Origin of the sequence: Companilactobacillus zhongbaensis (assembly GCF_003946515.1) — a bacterium.
Classification (GTDB): Bacteria; Bacillota; Bacilli; order Lactobacillales; family Lactobacillaceae; genus Companilactobacillus; species Companilactobacillus zhongbaensis.
In genome coordinates, this window is the sequence record NZ_RHOM01000003.1 from 111,974 (window position 1) to 128,767 (window position 16,794).

The following is a 16,794-nucleotide window of genomic DNA, read 5'->3' on the forward strand; positions in this document are numbered from 1 at the left end:
TTTTTAATTGGCAACGACTTTTTTGGTCGTTGTCTTTTTTTGTTGTGGGTTTATTGCCGGTTCTGCAGGGGTTCCGGGAATTGCGCTGTGGAACGCCATGGACGCCACTTTGAACCAATCGAGCACAGACCGCTCGCTTGTTTCAAAGCTGGGTCTTTCACTAAGCGGTAAACCGCTAAGTGAAATTTCATGGCTGACAGCGAATTCCCTCCACCCCTGCAGAACCTAAGTTGGTATAAAAATCAATTTCTGGTGGGGGTGGGACGGTACTTATTTTTATTCTGGTCGACTGTTTTTAGGGGTGCTTCGGTTACTGACCTTTATCCGTTCTTACGATTTTTGTTGGTTATCCCTATCTGTTCTATTTTTTTATTTCGTTGCAATCGGTTCGTAGCTTGATTCTTTGTTTTTCTGGCTCGTTGCTTCGCACCTCGCTTCCCTTTTTTCTTTGAAAAAAAGGCCACAAACCTCTCCAAAAAAGGTTAAAAAAAGACCCTATGTTAGTTGTTTTTCTAACATAGAGTCCTTTTTTTGTGGTCTTCGTTTTTTAACTTGGCAATACGTTGATTACGTATAGTAGTAATAAGAATACGAAGAATAGGATGTACATTACTGGGTTTATTTCTTTGTGTCTTCCAGCTGCTACCATTGTTAGTGGGTATGCTATGAAGCCGAAGGCTATTCCGTAACTGATGTTGTAGGTTAATGGCATTCCTACTATTGTTAGGAAGGCTGGCATTGCTATTTCGAATTTTTCCCAATCGATGTATTTCATTGATTGTGCCATTAGGATTCCGACGATTATTAGTACTGGTGCTGTTACGTTGGTGGTTACTACTGCTAGTAGTGGTGAGAAGAACATTGCTAGGGCAAACATTACTCCTACTGTTAGTGATGTTAGTCCGGTTCTTCCTCCGATGGCGATTCCGGCTGATGATTCTACGTAGGCTGCTGTTGGTGTTGTTCCCATGAAGGCACCACCTAGCATTGATACTGAGTCGGCCATTAAGGCGCGGCCGATTCTTGGCATTTTGTTGTTTTTCATGAAGCCCGCTTGTTCTGCTAGGCCGATCATGGTTCCGGCTGTGTCGAAGAAGGCTACTAGTAGGAAAATTAATACTACGGCCCACAATTGTGGTTGTTTGATGTCACCTAGGTGTTGTACGGCTACACCAAAGGTTGGTTTTAAACTTGGTATTGTTGAGATGATGTGGTCTGGTAGTGGGATCAGTTTTGTGGCTAATCCTAGAATCGTTGTTAGGATCATTCCGATGAAGATCGATCCTGGGATTTTTCTTGCCATTAAAATTCCTGTTACTACTAGTCCAAAAATTGTTAACCATGTTGTTGGTACTGTGAACGAACCCATGGTTACTAGAGTCGATTTACTTGCTGTGATCAAGCCACCACCTTGTAAACCTACGAAAGCGATGAATAATCCGATACCTGCTGCTACGGCAAGTTTCAAATCATGCGGGATCGAGTCAATGACGATCTCACGAACTTTTAAGACTGAGATGATCAAGAAAATTACACTTGATACTAAAACACCTGCCATGGCTGTTTGCCATGGAATCCCCATTGCTAATACTACTGAATAAGTAAAGAATGCATTGTCACCTAGTCCCGGTGCAATGGCGATCGGATAATTGGCTAACAGTGCCATTAAGACCGAACCTAAAATTGCTGATAAGGCTGTGGCTGTAAAAACAGCTCCCTTATCCATTCCTGCAGTTCCAAGAACTTGCGGGTTAACGAACAAAATGTAAGCCATTGATACGAATGTCGTTAGTCCAGCAAGGATTTCACGTCTTACCGTAGTGTTATTCTCATTTAAATGGAATAAACGTTCGATAAAACTTTGATTATTATTACCATTTGCTGCATCCAAAATTTATACGCCCCTTAAATATTACTTAATGAATAATCACAGTATGACAAATAACGATAATTTTTGCAAGCAAAAACCGAAACATTAACAATTAAAAATTAATTATTGTTCGGAATTATTCGAATTTTTATATGAAAAATACTTGTTATTTTCAAAAAAAACATTTACTCTAGTGTGTAACAAATCTGGAAAACCCATTGGAGAGTGTGAATATATGTTACCTAGAAAAGTTTCAAAAGAGTTTATTGAAGGATTACCAAAGTCCGAACTTCATGTCCATCTTGAAGGAACACTAGAACCCGAACTAAAACTCAAATTAGCTAAGAAAAACAACATTGACATTGGCCAATCTACAATTGAAGATGTCGAAGCAACTTACCACTACACTTCCCTAGCGTCATTTTTAGCCGTTTATTATCCAGGAATGAACGTTTTACAAACTGAATCAGATTTTTACGAATTAGCGATGGCTTATTTGAAAAAAGCTCACGAACAAGGCGTTGTCAACACCGAAATGTTTTTTGACCCACAAGCACACATCGTCAGAGGTGTTCCGTTAAACTTCGTCATCAACGGCTTTTATCAAGCTTGTGTCGACGCCAGAGCATTCGGGATCGATGCCCAATTGATCATGTGCTTTTTAAGAGACATGTCAGCCAGATCAGCAATGGACCTCTTAAACGCCGTCCAACCATATCGGAACAAGATCTTAGGCATCGGCCTAGACTCAGACGAGCACCACAACCCACCATTAAAATTCATGCAACCATTTAGCCTGGCAGTAGAACAAGGCTATCACATCACCATGCACGCCGACGTCGACCAAATCGACTCCATCGACCACATCAAGCAGGCCTTGGAGATCATCAATGTCGAAAGACTAGACCACGGAACCAACATAGTAGAAGACAAAGACCTAGTGGACTGGGTAAACCAATTACAACTAGGCCTAACATCGTGTCCCCTATCAAACGAATTGATCACCGACAACGATCTAAAAGGAGACGAGATCCTAGACCTACTAGACGAAGGAGTAAAAGTATCAATAAACTCCGATGACCCAGCCTACTTCGGAGGCTACATAGCAGACAACTACTGGGCCCTAGCAACAGACTACAAGGTAACCCCAGAACAAGTAGTACAATTAGCAAAAAATTCCATCGAAACATCCTGGATCAGCAAAGAACAAAAACAAATCTACCTCGATCAAATTCATGAGTATGTCGAAGAATACGATGGCTAAGAAAAAAGACCCCCAACGGGGTCTTTTTTAGTTAGTAAATACATTCAAAACAATAGTTATTGTACTTTGAGAATTGACATTTAAGTTTTTGTTTCTGGCTGTTGTTTTTGATTTTTGTTTTTGGTTTTACCAACAATCATAGAAACTGAGATAGACCACAAATCCTAGGACGAGCAAACACTGCCAACTTGCACTATAAAACTCGGTCCCCACCCACAAAAAGGGGGATTGTTGCACTATCTAGACGGAGGAGCCCGGGGATACAGACCTCAGTGGTGAGATTTCACTTGGCGACGAAGGAGCTTAGTGAAAGGTGCAGTTTTGAAACAAGCGAGTGCACTTTGCTCGATTGGTTCAAAATGTGCCCACCACGTTCCAGCGTCTGTATCCCCGGGGCCCGGAGTCGGCAGTGCACCACCGAACAAACTACCACCTCTATCCCACCAAACAAACATCAAAACATCTACCAAGCAAAACGCCTCTCGTCTGCTAAAAACTCTCTCACCTCTAGCACACCTGCACCAAGCAAAACGCTTCTCGTCTGCCAAAAACTCTCTCACCTCAAGGCAAAAAAATAGCAATGACCACATTCCAGTCATCGCTATTAAAATAATAACTATGCAACCCGAGCTGCAGAATTCTCACTAATCACAATCGAGCCATCAACCAAATCAGCTCTCAAACTCTTAACGTCTAGATTATCAAGATAAAACTCAGCAACCTTATCACGGATCTGTTGCTCAACCACCCGTCTCAAAGGACGAGCACCCATAGCTTCATCATAACCTTCATCGATCAACCAGTCCTTAGCTTCAGGACTAATAACCAATGACAAACCTTTCTTAGCCAAGCTCTTATCAACATCGTCAATCAACAAATCAACGATCTGATGAAGATCATCTTTAGACAAGTGATGAAATTCAACAATTCCGTTGAATCTGTTCAAAAATTCTGGACGGAAGTATGGTGCTAACTTATCCATCAACTTTTCATCTTTGTTATTCTCGTTACCAAATCCGGCGTTAGATGTAGCAATGATGATCGTATTCTTAAAATCGACCACATTACCTTGACCATCAGTCAAACGTCCGTCATCCATAACTTGTAACAACAAGGTCAAAACTTGTGGGTTAGCTTTTTCAATTTCATCGAGTAAGACAATTGAGTATGGATTACGTCTTACTTTTTCGGTCAAAGTGTTGCCATTGTCTTCGTATCCGACGTAACCAGCTGAAGTACCGATCAATTTTGAAACGGCCGTCAGATCAGAATACTCTGACATATCAAGTCTAATAATAGCATCCTTGCTTCCAAACATGTCGTTGGCTAATTGTTTGACTAATTCAGTCTTACCGACTCCGGTAGGTCCGACGAACAAGAAACTTCCGATTGGACGATTTCCTTCATCAAATCCAGCCCGATTACGACGAATAGCACGAACGACCATGTCGACTGCCTTGTCTTGGCCGATTACTTTCGACTTGAGACGATCACCCATCGTCTTCAATCTTTGGATATCACTGGTTCCCATTTGTGAAACTGGTACGCCAGTTAATCTCTGAACTGCTTCGGCAATATCATTGACTGTTGCCACTGGTTCAGCTTGTTTTTCATCGCCTGCTGATAATTTTTGTTGAATCTGTTCAATTTCTTTTTTCAAGGTAGCTGCTTTTTCAAAGTCTTCTGTTAAAGCAGCTTTTTCTTTGGCAGTTTCTTTAGCCTTTAAATCTTGTTCAAGAGTAACTTTATCAGTTACCGGATGTTTAGCAGCTAAGTGAGCTGCTGTCATGTCGATCAAGTCGATTGCCTTATCTGGCAATGATCTTTGTGGTAAATATTGGACTGAATAATCAACCGCAGCCTTCAAAACGTCATCTGGTAATTTTACGTGATGATGATCTTCATAGGCTTTGCGAAGTCCCTTTAAGATGGCAAAAGACGATTCTTTACTGGGTTCGTTGATCACAACATCGTTGAATCTTCTAGCTAAAGCTCCGTCTTTCATAATAGTATTCCGATATTCATCTTGGGTAGTTGCACCGATCAAGGACAATTCACCACGACTTAAAGCCGGCTTGATAATGTCAGCTAAGCCTTTGCTACCAGAGTCATCCCCTGATGAGCCAGCGCCCATGATCTGGTGGATCTCGTCAAAAAACAGAACGACATTCTTAGCTTGCTTTACTTCTTTCATCAAGTTTTGAATGTTTTCTTCGAATGATCCACGATACTGTGTACCTGCTTCAAGTGCTGATAAGTCGATTGAGATGATCTGCTTATCTTTGATAGCTTCCAGAACATCGCCCTTGACGATTGCTTGAGCGAGTCCTTCGACAACTGCGGTCTTACCGACACCAGCATCACCGACTAAAATGGGATTGTTCTTCGTCCGTCTACTCAAGATCTCAGCGGTTTCTTGGATCTCCTTATCACGTCCGATAACGGGATCGAGCTTTCCTTCTTTAGCTTCTTGAGTTAAATTACGTCCTAATTTACTTAAAATTCCGGCTGGTTGTTTTGCTTCTGATTGATTTACTGGGATTTGTTTACCTGCGTTTTCTGATTGATATTTAGCTAATTCTTCAGGAGTCAATTCATGTCCGTTAACGAAATATCTCGTACCTGAATTGCTCCGATCGTTCGAGTTCATAAATCTGTTGAAAATGTCGTCCATGTTGTCTGTTGAGAATGGATCGGCATCCCAAAATGATCTAGCCATAAAATAGCCTCCCTCACTTTAGATAGTGCAACTCCAAATCACGAAGAACTCTCCACATTTCCAAGTTTTGTGCCTTGGCAATTGCATCTATATCTCTAATATTTAATGATGTCGCGGAAGATTGTTTTTTATTGAAGGACTTGTGGAGCGTGGTATATCCGTAGCCACTCTTTTTGGAAATTACGTAAATCGTTAAATGGTTATCCTTCAAATAAGATTTGATATCTATATACATGATTCTTATCCTCCACAAATAATAGTATAACACATCTGTGATATATTACAAGTGTGAAATACCACAAATGTGAAATAATTTTATACTGTTGATTATACCCTAGTTTGTTAAAATAAACATGCACCAGTCAAAAAAAGGAATGACGAGATGAAGGAATTACTAAATAATATCGACAAGCTAGCAAAGATATATGAACAGTTCGACTTGCTAGACTTTCGTTGCCACAAGGCACTACCACTAACTTTTAACAAGCAAGACAGTAAGGCGTTGCTCCATCAAAACAAGCGTCTTTATTTAAGTTACCGTTATTTAAACCGAGAAAAAACTCGTCTAACTAACCTTATCTTGAACGAATCGATTGACTTAAAAGAGCCAAATTTCCAAACTAATTTGACTTTGCACCCAGAGTTGATCGAAAAAGCTTTGAAATTGAAAAATATTGATGATAATCACAACCAAGAAAAAAGCATCGCTCCAAAACGAAATCGAAAGATCAACAAATTAAAGCATTTGATCAATTTGATTGCTGATGAAGACTTAGCTTTAAGTCGCGGTTATCTCAACCAAATGAAGATTTTGATATCCAACAACTTCCCTGCACTTTCACCACTGAGAGCTGAAAAATACCAACCAAAAGAATTGTTGAATGATCTAACCTTTCGAACTGATCTCATGCAATTCGATTATGATCGTTACTTATATGAAGACTTCAAGACCGAAAGCTTTTTAAAGTATTTGATTTATCGTGAGGTCAAACGGATCCCTAGTTTTGTCGAGTCATTCGATGCCAGAGAGATCATCCCTGATGCCGGAGAATGCGGTTTCTCGGGTATCGCCTATGAGATTGAGATCGACGGCATCAAAGAATGCTATATTACTTTCAAGGGAACTGAAGCCGACATCGACTATACCGAACGGTCACGAAGTAAACGAATGGAAAAATACATTCTCGAAGGCTACAAAGACTGGGACTACAACGTGAACGCCATTTTGATCGGGAACAATATCGACTTAGATCAAATGGAAGTTGCTCGACAATTTATCGCTTACGTGAAAGCCAATATTGACCAAGATTGTAAGCTATATGGCTTAGGACACTCTCTAGGAGGTCATTTTGTCCAGACCCTCCAATTAGTCGACAACTCATTTGATGCTGGTTACACCATGAATTCAGCGCCTGTACAGCTTCGACAAGTTCAGGCATTAAAGCCAGATCTACTAACAGACAAAAATTGGCAAAAAATCTTCAACATCACTGAAGACAAAACCATTACAGCACCATTGAATAACGAAATCAAAAAATTACTACCACGAGAGTATCCAGAAATAATCAATCAATATTTCGAATTAGACTTAACCCAAATTTTTTACGAATTACCTTATACCATCTGGGTCGGTCAAAAATGGGAATACAACCTAAACAACTGGAAGTACCCCTTCAAGACACATCCTCATCAATACATGGATATTCATGAAATCAACTCGTATCAAAAATTTTTCGAAGAGTTATTCGCCTACACCAAAGACTCGCAAACCGGCGCCCAAATAATCCGCAGCGCCTTCAACTTCGCCAGAGCCAGATTCAAACTATTGAGAGAAAACATCGATCAACCAGAAACATACAAATACTTTTATGACTACGCCAACTACTTATACGAATCAGGCATCTTCAACGACAAGCCAACAGTAGTAACCGAATACTTGGAAAAAGAACCACAAGCCAGCGTCTGGAAAAGCTCCAAACGAGAATGGCCTTTCCTAAAGAGCTTAAATAAAGACATGTTGAACCTAACAATCTATTTCCACATTATTTATGGATCACGACATTTTATGAATAAAAAACCGATTCGGATTTATAAATAGAAAAACTCACACCTCAAAAAAATTGGGTGTGAGCTTTTTATTGAATTAATTATTTTCCGTTTTTATCACGATTGTATAGATAGATTATCATTTAAAATACTATTGGTAAAAATTATTTTTATTGTATGACAGTTAAAGTTCCATTAAAATTAATCTATTGCTTATGTTTCCTAATCAGGATCATAAGCAACAGTCAAATTAATGGGGGGATTAGAGAAATGAAAAAAATTCATTTTTCTTAACTGGCGCTGCTCTTATGGCAGCAACAGTATTTTTAACAACTAGCAATACAGCGGATGCAAGTGGTATTGCTACAACAAAAGCGAACGGTCAAATCGCTCAACTTTATCAAAGCGATGGATCACTAGCTACAAGGGGATTAGCTCCAAACACACCATGGGCAGTTGGACAAACAATTTCGTTGAACAATCAGACATATTACCAAGTATCAACCAACGAATACGTGGCAGCTTCTGACGTTAACTATGTAGTGGGTAATAATGACAACATGACAGTAACAGTTAAAGCGATGTCAACTCCTATCTACAGTGATGAAACAAATTGGGAAATTGGCGACAACGACGATATGGTTCCATATGGTTCATCATACAAAGTTAATAGAATCGTCACCAACCAATACGGATTCACCTTCTATCAAGTATCCGGTCATGGTTGGATCGAAGCGTTATTCTTGAACGTACAAGGAACACCAGGAAATGTTGAACACATCAGTGATTTCAACCCAATGAAATATGCCGGTTGGGGAGAACTTGCAGATGATTGTCGGACAATGTTGATTGAACAAGGTGCTGATCCATACTTAGTATCTCAAGTTCCCGATGAATATTTGGAAACTGCATCAACGATATCTACCCTTTGGGGTCAAGATGTTGGCGGTTATTACCGTATGGTTGCAGCTTCATATAAAATTACTTACTAAAAAATCAACACAGTTCTGATAATAAAAGCCTCACAATTATGTTGTCGTGACATAATTGTGAGGCTTTTTTTGCAAATGGACTAATTTTCAGCCGGTTGACCTTGACTCCAAGTTCCATCAGGGAATACTGTGAAATCAGCATTTCCAGACCACATGCCAGGGTGTGCCTTTGTTCGGACCCAATATGCCATGGCTCCGGAACCAGTTTCTGTCAATGAGCTCCCTCCACTAGACATCACTCCCATGTTAGTATCAGCAGAAATACCAGCATTATTACGAATAACATCCATAGCTTGTTGTGGACTTGTAATTTGGCCGGACTGTGTCTCTTCAGCTGGTTGTTCACTCGCAGTATGGTCACTTTGAGTGTCAGTATTTTTTGTATTTGAAGATTGTTCATCAGCAGAACTATCTTCATCCCCTTCAGTTTTTTGAACTCCCAATACAGAAACCTTTCCCAAAACATAATCAGAATTCAAATAAACAAAACGAGCGTCCCCTGTCAAAATATCTTCAGGGACCTGTTCAAATATCTGATTAACCTTAACGGACTTATGAGGTTTCAAAGAAACAGAACCAGATAAGGCAGATTGAACCTTAGAATCCTCATCACTAAAAATCAAAAATTTAGCCTTATCAAACTTAACCGTCTTATTTCCCTTATTTTTGACAGTCATAGAAATCATGTAAACCTTAGACGAAGAATTGTCCTGTGTCTCATCTTGGTGTTCCTTAAACGAAAACGACAAATCTTTCCGATCAGCCTTAGACAAATCTTGATAAAATCCAGCTTTACTAACTTCAGAAGCATCGCTACCCTGCTCCGAACTAGAAGAGCTAGGATTAGATGAACACCCACTCAAAAACAAAATTAAACAAAAGGCAACAACAAAAATCCCTTTCTTACGCATAAAAAAATCCCCCTATAAATTTAAACCTAACTAAAAGTATGCCAATTAACACAACAATAAATAAATGATAGAAAACAATAATATTAATACTAATCATCAACATGGTTTGCAAAAAGAATACACAACCAAATGAAATATCAAAAAAATAACAAAAAGACGTCAAGAGAAAAACTCTCAACGCCATTTGTAAAAACTAAGAAAACACAATACCTAATCATTGTTTCTGCGTGATCGAACAAAATCCATAAAATCAGTAATCAAATCTTTCTCATCCTTACTAAAATTACGAAATTGACCGTCCAACTGCGAAGCCACTAATCCATTATCATTCGAAGAAGGATCATTAGTAATTCCCAGTAAATAATCACTAGATGTACCCAAAATTTTAGATAACTTTACCAAATCTATATTATTTGGTTGACGTGTTCCTCGCTCAAAACTAGAAATAGTAGACTTCGTCTTCGAAATAAGAATAGCCAATTCCATTTGCTTCATCTTCTTCTTTTTGCGAAGTTCCCTAATCCTCTTCCCTAGTGGTAGCATGTAATTCCCCCTAAAATCAAAATAAACATAATAATATTTTACCTAAAAAAATCAAAAAAATGGCAGATCACAAAATGTCAGCAATTTTTTGACAAAACAAAAAGAGAAATCGCGGCTTTCACGAGCGACGAAGGAGCAAGTGAAACAGCAAGAAAAAGCACAAACAAAGTAAGAACCGATCAAAAGACCAAATTAGTAAAATAGATAAATACAAGAAAAAAATGAAGTAATAACATAAAAGAATAAGTACAACCAACAAAAACCAAAACAACATACCACCATAAAAATAAGTACCGTATCCCACGAAAAAAAGGAAATTTGTATAACCTTAGAATCTGGGAGGGTGGAGGAAATTCGCTGTCAGGTGTGAGATTTCACTTGGCAATTTCATTGCCTAGTGAAAGGCCGAGTTTTGAGATGTCCTGGCGAACTTCCCGGATAGCTCAAAATCGTGCCCACACCGTTCCACAGCGAAATTTCCGGAACCCTCCCAGATTCGGCAGTGAACCACCCACCCAACAACCACCTCAACAAAAAATTAACCACAAAAAAGCGCCAAGAGCAAAAGCTCCCAGCACTAAAACAAAAAACCTAAAAATTAAAGACGCTTGTTCAACTCCTTGCCAAGCTCTTCGAAGCCAGGCTTACCAAGCAATCCAAACATATTCTTCTTATAAGCTTCAACACCAGGTTGGTTAAATGGATTAATACCATTCAAGTAACCAGAAACAGCAACTGTAGCTTCAAAGAAGTAGATCAAATAACCTAAAGTAAAGGCATCTTGTTCTGGAATGTGGATACTCATAACAGGAACGCCACCGTCAGTATGTGCAAGCACAACACCTTCGTAGGCACGTTTGTTAGCAAAGTCCATTGTCTTGCCTTCAAGATACTTCAAACCATCAAGGTCTTTTTCTTCCTTAGGGATTTCAATATCATGTCTAGGCTTGTCGATCATAACTACTGTTTCCATCAAGTTACGACGACCTTCTTGGATGTATTGACCTAATGAGTGAAGGTCAGTTGAGAAGTTAGCTGATGAAGGATAAATACCCTTTTGGTCTTTACCTTCTGATTCACCCATCAATTGCTTCCACCATTCACCTAAGTATTGCAGGTTTGGTTCGTAGTTTTCAAGCAATTCTGTTGTGTAACCTTTACGGTACAAGATGTTTCTTGTAGCAGCATACTTGTATGCTTCGTTCTTTGTAAGATCATCTGAAGTATAATCTTTACGAGCAGCAGCAGCACCTTCCATCAACTTGTCGATGTCGATACCTGCAACTGCGATTGGCAATAGACCAACAGCTGAAAGAACTGAGAAACGTCCACCGATGTCATCAGGAACAACGAATTCTTCGTAGCCTTCTGCATCTGATTCGCTCTTCAAAGCACCCTTAGCACAGTCTGTTGTAGCAAAGATACGTTCTTTAGCGCCTTCTTTACCATATTTTTCAACTAATTTAGCCTTCAAAACTCTAAATGCGATAGATGGTTCTGTTGTAGTACCAGATTTTGAAATAACATTGATACTGAAATCACGATCTCCGATTACTTCAAGTAAATCTGAAAGGTAGTTAGGAGAAATTGAGTTACCAGCAAAGTAAACTTCTGGTACATCTCGTTCATTTTTAACGTTATAAAATGATGAACTTAGAAAGTCGATTGCCATACGTGCACCGAGGTATGAACCACCGATACCAATACCAACAAAGACTTCTGAGTTTGATTGAATCTTCTTAGCAGCTTCTTTGATACGAGCAAATTCTTCTTTGTCGTAATCTTCAGGTAAATCTATGAATCCACGGAAATCGTTACCTGCACCAGTACCTTCACGTAATTCCTTGTCGGCTGCAGTAACCATGGCTTGCATTTCGCCAAGCTCATTTTCATGAATAAATTTGCCTAATTTTGAATCATCAAATTTAATGTGTGTCATTCTTCTCTTCTCCTTCAATATCTCTAAAACTAGATTAATCATTTTTCATCATAATTTCAATTCTTTTATACGTTTTTTCACAATATGACAAATAAAATATAACAGAAATCCAATTGCAGTTCCAATTGTATTGCTTATCACATCATCAATATCGGAAACTCCGGTCCGAAGTAAAAATTGTAAGGCTTCGATGGAAACGGAAATTAACGCTCCAATCATTACGACCCGCCAAAATCCCCGATTCTTCTTACCGAGCATAGGGACAAAAATACCCATGGGAATAAACCAACCGATGTTACCAAACAAATTATAATAAAAATCGAGCGACGATTTTGCACCGAGCAGCTTAAACGTTTCAACAAACGGTTCAATATTGATGTCAGTCAGTGGACGATGCCAGTAAAATTTAAACTGCCATAAGAAATATCCATCCCTGAATACGGTCAAAAAGAACAGTAGAAAAACATAAAACGCGAAGACGCTGACCCAAAACTCATGATGAAACGACGGCTTCTCTTTTTTCAGACGTAGCCAAATTATTCGGAGAAAAATAAAAAACAACGTGTATAATATTGCTTTATCCACTCCAAAAAAAGATAATCGGATAAGAGGAAAATGATTAATTCTAGTTGCGTACAGATTTGCTATATAATTGTATAGCGGGCCTAAAAATATCATTTTTTCATTCCCTCTCAATTTTTATATAATGAATATTATACTTGCAATTAAGCTCATTGTGGCTTAATTATTTCAAATTAATAAGTAAACTTTAACAAAGGATTTATAAATGAATAAATTAAAAAAATTCTTGAATAAGCGAGCAGGCTTCATGACCATGTTGGTCGTCTTTTTATGGATCAAAACGATCATTGCCTACTACCTTGATTTTAATCTAGGAGTTGCCGATCCGATCCAACATTTTATTTTGTTGATCAATCCTTTTGCAACTTCAATAATTTTACTTGGTTTAGCGTTATACATCAATCGACCAAAAGTTTCCTACATCGTGATGGGGATCATTTACCTACTGGAATCGGCTTTGTTGTACGGTAATATTTTGTATTACCGGCAATTTACCGACTTTTTATCGGTCAACACAATCACCGGCGCTGGTAAAGTTTCCAAGGGCCTCGGTGCCAGTGCGGCAAATATGGCTAATCCCCACGATGTTATTTATCTCGTCGACTTCATTATCATTTTAGTATTATTTTTAACTCATTTCATAAAAATCGATAAATCTAAATTTAGAAAGTTAAATGCTTTCGCTGTTTCGATGGCTGGCTCGATGTTGTTTTCGTTTAATTTGATGATAGCCGAATGCAATCGTCCACAATTACTAGGACGTACTTTTGACCGAGCCTACATCGTTAAGTATTTAGGCTTTAATTCTTACTTAGGTTACGACTCGATCAAAACAGCGCAAAATAGCCAAGTCCGATCTTCCGCCGTTGGGACCGACATGGACCACGTTTTGCAATACACGAGCAAAAACTACGCTGCACCAAATAAACAGTATTTTGGCAAAGCTAAGGGTAAAAATATTATTATCATCCACTTGGAAAGTTTCCAACAATTTTTGATCGGTATGAAGATGAATGGTCAAGAAGTTACTCCTTTCCTCAATAGCTTGTACAACGATAAAAATACGATTGGCTTTGATAATTTTTATCATGAAGTTGGTCAAGGTAAGACGAGTGATGCTGAAACGATGCTCGAATCTGGACTTTTTGGCTTACCTGAAGGTTCGTTCTTCACTAGTCTTGGAACTGACAATACCTTCCAAGCTGCTCCCGCGATTTTAGGACAAAAAGAAGGCTATACTAGCGCCGTCTTCCACGGAAATATCGGAAGTTTCTGGAGTAGAAATGATGTTTATAAAAACATGGGTTACGATTACTTCTTTGACGAATCTTACTTCAATCAAGACACGCCAAATTCGACGATGGAATACGGTCTGAAAGATAAGTTGATGCTTTCTGAGAGTGCCAAATACTTGGAACAATTGCAGCAACCGTTTTATGCGAAATTTATCACCGTAACGAACCACTATCCTTTCCAATTATCTGAAGAAGATATGTCCAGTGACAACTTCACCAAACCGGACACTGACAACCCAACTGTCAACGGTTACTTTGAAACAGCTCACTACTTAGACAGTGCTTTGAAAGAATTTTTCCAATACTTAAAAGACAGCGGTATTTACGACAACTCGATGATCGTCTTATACGGTGATCACTACGGACTATCAAATTCTCAAAACCCTGACTTAGGTCCACTACTTGGGACTAGTTCTGAAGACTGGAATGATTTCGATAATGCCTCACTGCAAAGAGTTCCCTTCATGATCCACATGAAAGGACTAAAAGGTGGCACGAACCACACTTACGGTGGTGAGATTGATGTCTTACCAACTATTTTGCACATGGCTGGGATCAATACCAAACCTTACATTGAAATGGGAACTGATCTGCTATCGAAAGATCACAACCAAATCGTGGCCTTTAGAAACAAGAACTTCATTACTCCGCGTTACACCGTCTTGCGTAATTCCGAAGGTGATCACGATGTTTATCTCAATAAGACTGGCGAATTAGTCGACTTGACTGATAAACCTCAGCTACAAAAGAAAATCAAGAAATGGCAAAAGATGGTCAACGAACGATTGCAGATTTCTGACACAGTCAACAATAAGAACTTGCTGAGATTTTATACCCCTGCCAACTTCACGCCAGTTGATCCGAAAAAATATGATTACTCTGATCAAATCCAACGACTGCTAGATACTCGCTCGGCACTGGGACTCAAGTCAACTAGTATCTATTCCAAAAATAATGATCAGTCTACGACTTCGATGTATCATACTGATGCTAGTGAGCTCAATGGTGATCGGTCATCTATTGATAGTTGGGACTACGTTGAAAGTAATAATAAAAAGTAAAACTCATTTGTCACAATTTTAAATCAGCAACAAAAAGGACAAGCCTACAATTTGCAGGCTTGTCCTTTTTTAGACTATAAATATTTACTTATCCTTTTTTGTATGTTCGTATCCTTCATCATAGAAGTAAACTACGAAGGTACTTCCGACATTTAATTTACTTGCCACTTCGATTTTTCCGCCGTGGTTTTCGACTAATTGGTGGACGATCGATAGTCCTAAGCCAGACTCACCGTATTTTCGATTCTTACGGGATGGATCCGCTTTGTAGTATCTGTCCCAGATATTTTTAACTTGATCTGTAGACATCCCTACTCCGGTATCTTGGATCTTGAAGACGGAAGCGTGATTGTCTTCTTCTCGATAGCCGCGGACGACGATTTCGCCGTTATTAGTGAACTGGATCGAATTTTGGATGATATTGAACATGACTTGTGTGAATCGGTCATAATCTGCAAAGGTATTCAGTTCTTTTTCTGGTGTCTCTAGCCTTAGGTTGTCGCCAGCTTCTTTTGCTTTTTTCGTTAATTGCGACACGATGTCGTGCAATGGTACGTTGGCATCGAAAACTCGTTTAGCCAAGGTTATTTGATTAGTCCGGATCTTTTCATAGTCAAGGTTTTCATTGACTAGTCGGATCAATCGATTGGTTTCGTTACGCATCAATTCGATACTTTGTCCCTTGGATTCTTCTGGAATAGCATCGTATGCCAATCCTTCTAATAGCCCATTAATGGTCGTTAATGGCGTTCTCATTTCGTGTGACGCATCGGCCATGAATTCTTTTCTACGCTGTTCTTGGCGCTTTATTTCCTTATCTGAGGCTTCTAGGGACTTAACCATGGTATTAAAGTCATCGGCCAAGTCATCTAGCTCATCCCGATTTTTACTTTCGATATGAACTGAGAAGTCATTGTTAGCAACTCTTCTCGTGGCTCCTCTGAGTCGGTTGATCCGATTAACTTGATATCTTGAAAGCAAGAAACTTAGGATAATGGCTGCCAGTAGTGAGATCAATAAGGCGATGTACAGTCGATTGTTGATCTCACCAATATTAGTCTGCAGTTGGCTAACGTCAGACCCTGCCCAGACGGCAGCTACTAGTTTGCCATCTTTGAACCAAGGGGTTAGGACGTAGACGTAGTTCATGTCAGCATTGTTTTTGAATTTCGGGTTACCATCTTGATCAGCTTGGCGAGAAATATTACGGACAGTCTTGCCTTGTTTTAACTTATTCCAATACTTTTTCTTCAAATGAGTCGAAGTTCCGGCGACGGATGAAGGATAAACTTGGGTATTGTTGTAATCAAAAATAGCAAAACGAACATTCCGATCTGATAAAACTTGCTCAACCATCGAAATATTTTCGTCGGTAATATTGTGGATCCGCCCAGTATCTGAATCAGTCGTTAAGGCGATTTTTTCAAGATTACCAGCGTATCCTTCGAGATCTCGATAAGTTTTGTTGTATTCCCAAGTCGTGGAAGTACTAGTTACGGTATACAAGATGATACCTAAAGTCGTCAAAATAACTACTAAGAAACTCAGCATATTTTGGTAGATTAATTTCAT

At 39.1% G+C, this 16,794-nt stretch carries 12 protein-coding genes; 4 read left to right on the top strand and 8 right to left on the bottom strand.

Translation table 11 applies throughout. The features are described from left to right. Positions 1 to 547: 547 nt before the first annotated feature. On the bottom strand, positions 548 to 1,891 hold the full coding sequence (locus tag EKM69_RS02515) for an NCS2 family permease (RefSeq protein WP_125707790.1): 1,344 nt from the start codon (positions 1,889 to 1,891) through the stop codon (positions 548 to 550). A 214-nt stretch (positions 1,892 to 2,105) separates the two neighbouring features. On the opposite strand from EKM69_RS02515, the gene add reads away from it, so the two are divergent. After that, positions 2,106 to 3,134 (top strand): adenosine deaminase, encoded by a 1,029-nt coding sequence (add, locus tag EKM69_RS02520; RefSeq protein WP_125707792.1) that lies wholly within the window; start codon positions 2,106 to 2,108, stop codon positions 3,132 to 3,134. Between the two features lie 616 nt (positions 3,135 to 3,750). Here add and EKM69_RS02525 read toward each other — a convergent pair. After that, positions 3,751 to 5,853 carry an ATP-dependent Clp protease ATP-binding subunit gene (locus EKM69_RS02525; protein ID WP_125707794.1) on the bottom strand — a complete coding sequence of 701 codons (2,103 nt, stop codon included), beginning with the start codon at positions 5,851 to 5,853 and terminating at the stop codon, positions 3,751 to 3,753. A gap of 13 nt (positions 5,854 to 5,866) precedes the next feature. Next, a complete protein-coding gene (locus EKM69_RS02530) occupies positions 5,867 to 6,088 on the bottom strand; it encodes a transcriptional regulator (protein WP_125707796.1) in 222 nt (73 codons plus the stop codon). Between the two features lie 147 nt (positions 6,089 to 6,235). Between EKM69_RS02530 and EKM69_RS02535 the strand changes: the two genes are divergently transcribed. Next, a complete protein-coding gene (locus EKM69_RS02535) occupies positions 6,236 to 7,951 on the top strand; it encodes a DUF6792 domain-containing protein (RefSeq protein ID WP_125707799.1) in 1,716 nt (571 codons plus the stop codon). A gap of 256 nt (positions 7,952 to 8,207) precedes the next feature. Continuing rightward, complete coding sequence (locus EKM69_RS02540) at positions 8,208 to 8,891, top strand: SLAP domain-containing protein (protein ID WP_125707801.1); 684 nt, start codon at positions 8,208 to 8,210, stop codon at positions 8,889 to 8,891. A gap of 80 nt (positions 8,892 to 8,971) precedes the next feature. Here EKM69_RS02540 and EKM69_RS02545 read toward each other — a convergent pair whose 3' ends face one another. The 4 genes from EKM69_RS02545 to EKM69_RS02560 all read right to left on the bottom strand — a co-directional run bounded on the left by EKM69_RS02545 (position 8,972) and on the right by EKM69_RS02560 (position 12,962). After that, on the bottom strand, positions 8,972 to 9,802 hold the full coding sequence (locus EKM69_RS02545; RefSeq protein ID WP_125707803.1) for a DUF4352 domain-containing protein: 831 nt from the start codon (positions 9,800 to 9,802) through the stop codon (positions 8,972 to 8,974). 210 nt (positions 9,803 to 10,012) lie between these two features. After that, the gene (locus EKM69_RS02550; RefSeq protein ID WP_125707805.1) at positions 10,013 to 10,345 is read right to left on the bottom strand and encodes a helix-turn-helix domain-containing protein; all 333 of its coding nucleotides are present in this window, start codon (positions 10,343 to 10,345) and stop codon (positions 10,013 to 10,015) included. A gap of 598 nt (positions 10,346 to 10,943) precedes the next feature. Continuing rightward, positions 10,944 to 12,284, bottom strand: coding sequence for a glucose-6-phosphate isomerase (locus EKM69_RS02555; protein WP_125707850.1), 1,341 nt, complete (start codon positions 12,282 to 12,284; stop codon positions 10,944 to 10,946). Between the two features lie 48 nt (positions 12,285 to 12,332). Beyond that, complete coding sequence (locus tag EKM69_RS02560) at positions 12,333 to 12,962, bottom strand: VanZ family protein (protein ID WP_125707807.1); 630 nt, start codon at positions 12,960 to 12,962, stop codon at positions 12,333 to 12,335. A gap of 109 nt (positions 12,963 to 13,071) precedes the next feature. Between EKM69_RS02560 and EKM69_RS02565 the strand changes: the two genes are divergently transcribed. Further along, positions 13,072 to 15,222 carry an LTA synthase family protein gene (locus EKM69_RS02565; RefSeq protein WP_125707810.1) on the top strand — a complete coding sequence of 717 codons (2,151 nt, stop codon included), beginning with the start codon at positions 13,072 to 13,074 and terminating at the stop codon, positions 15,220 to 15,222. 84 nt (positions 15,223 to 15,306) lie between these two features. Here the strand turns inward: EKM69_RS02565 and EKM69_RS02570 are convergent, their stop codons facing one another. Then, positions 15,307 to 16,794, bottom strand: a complete 1,488-nt coding sequence (locus EKM69_RS02570) for a sensor histidine kinase (RefSeq protein ID WP_125707812.1) — start codon at positions 16,792 to 16,794, stop codon at positions 15,307 to 15,309.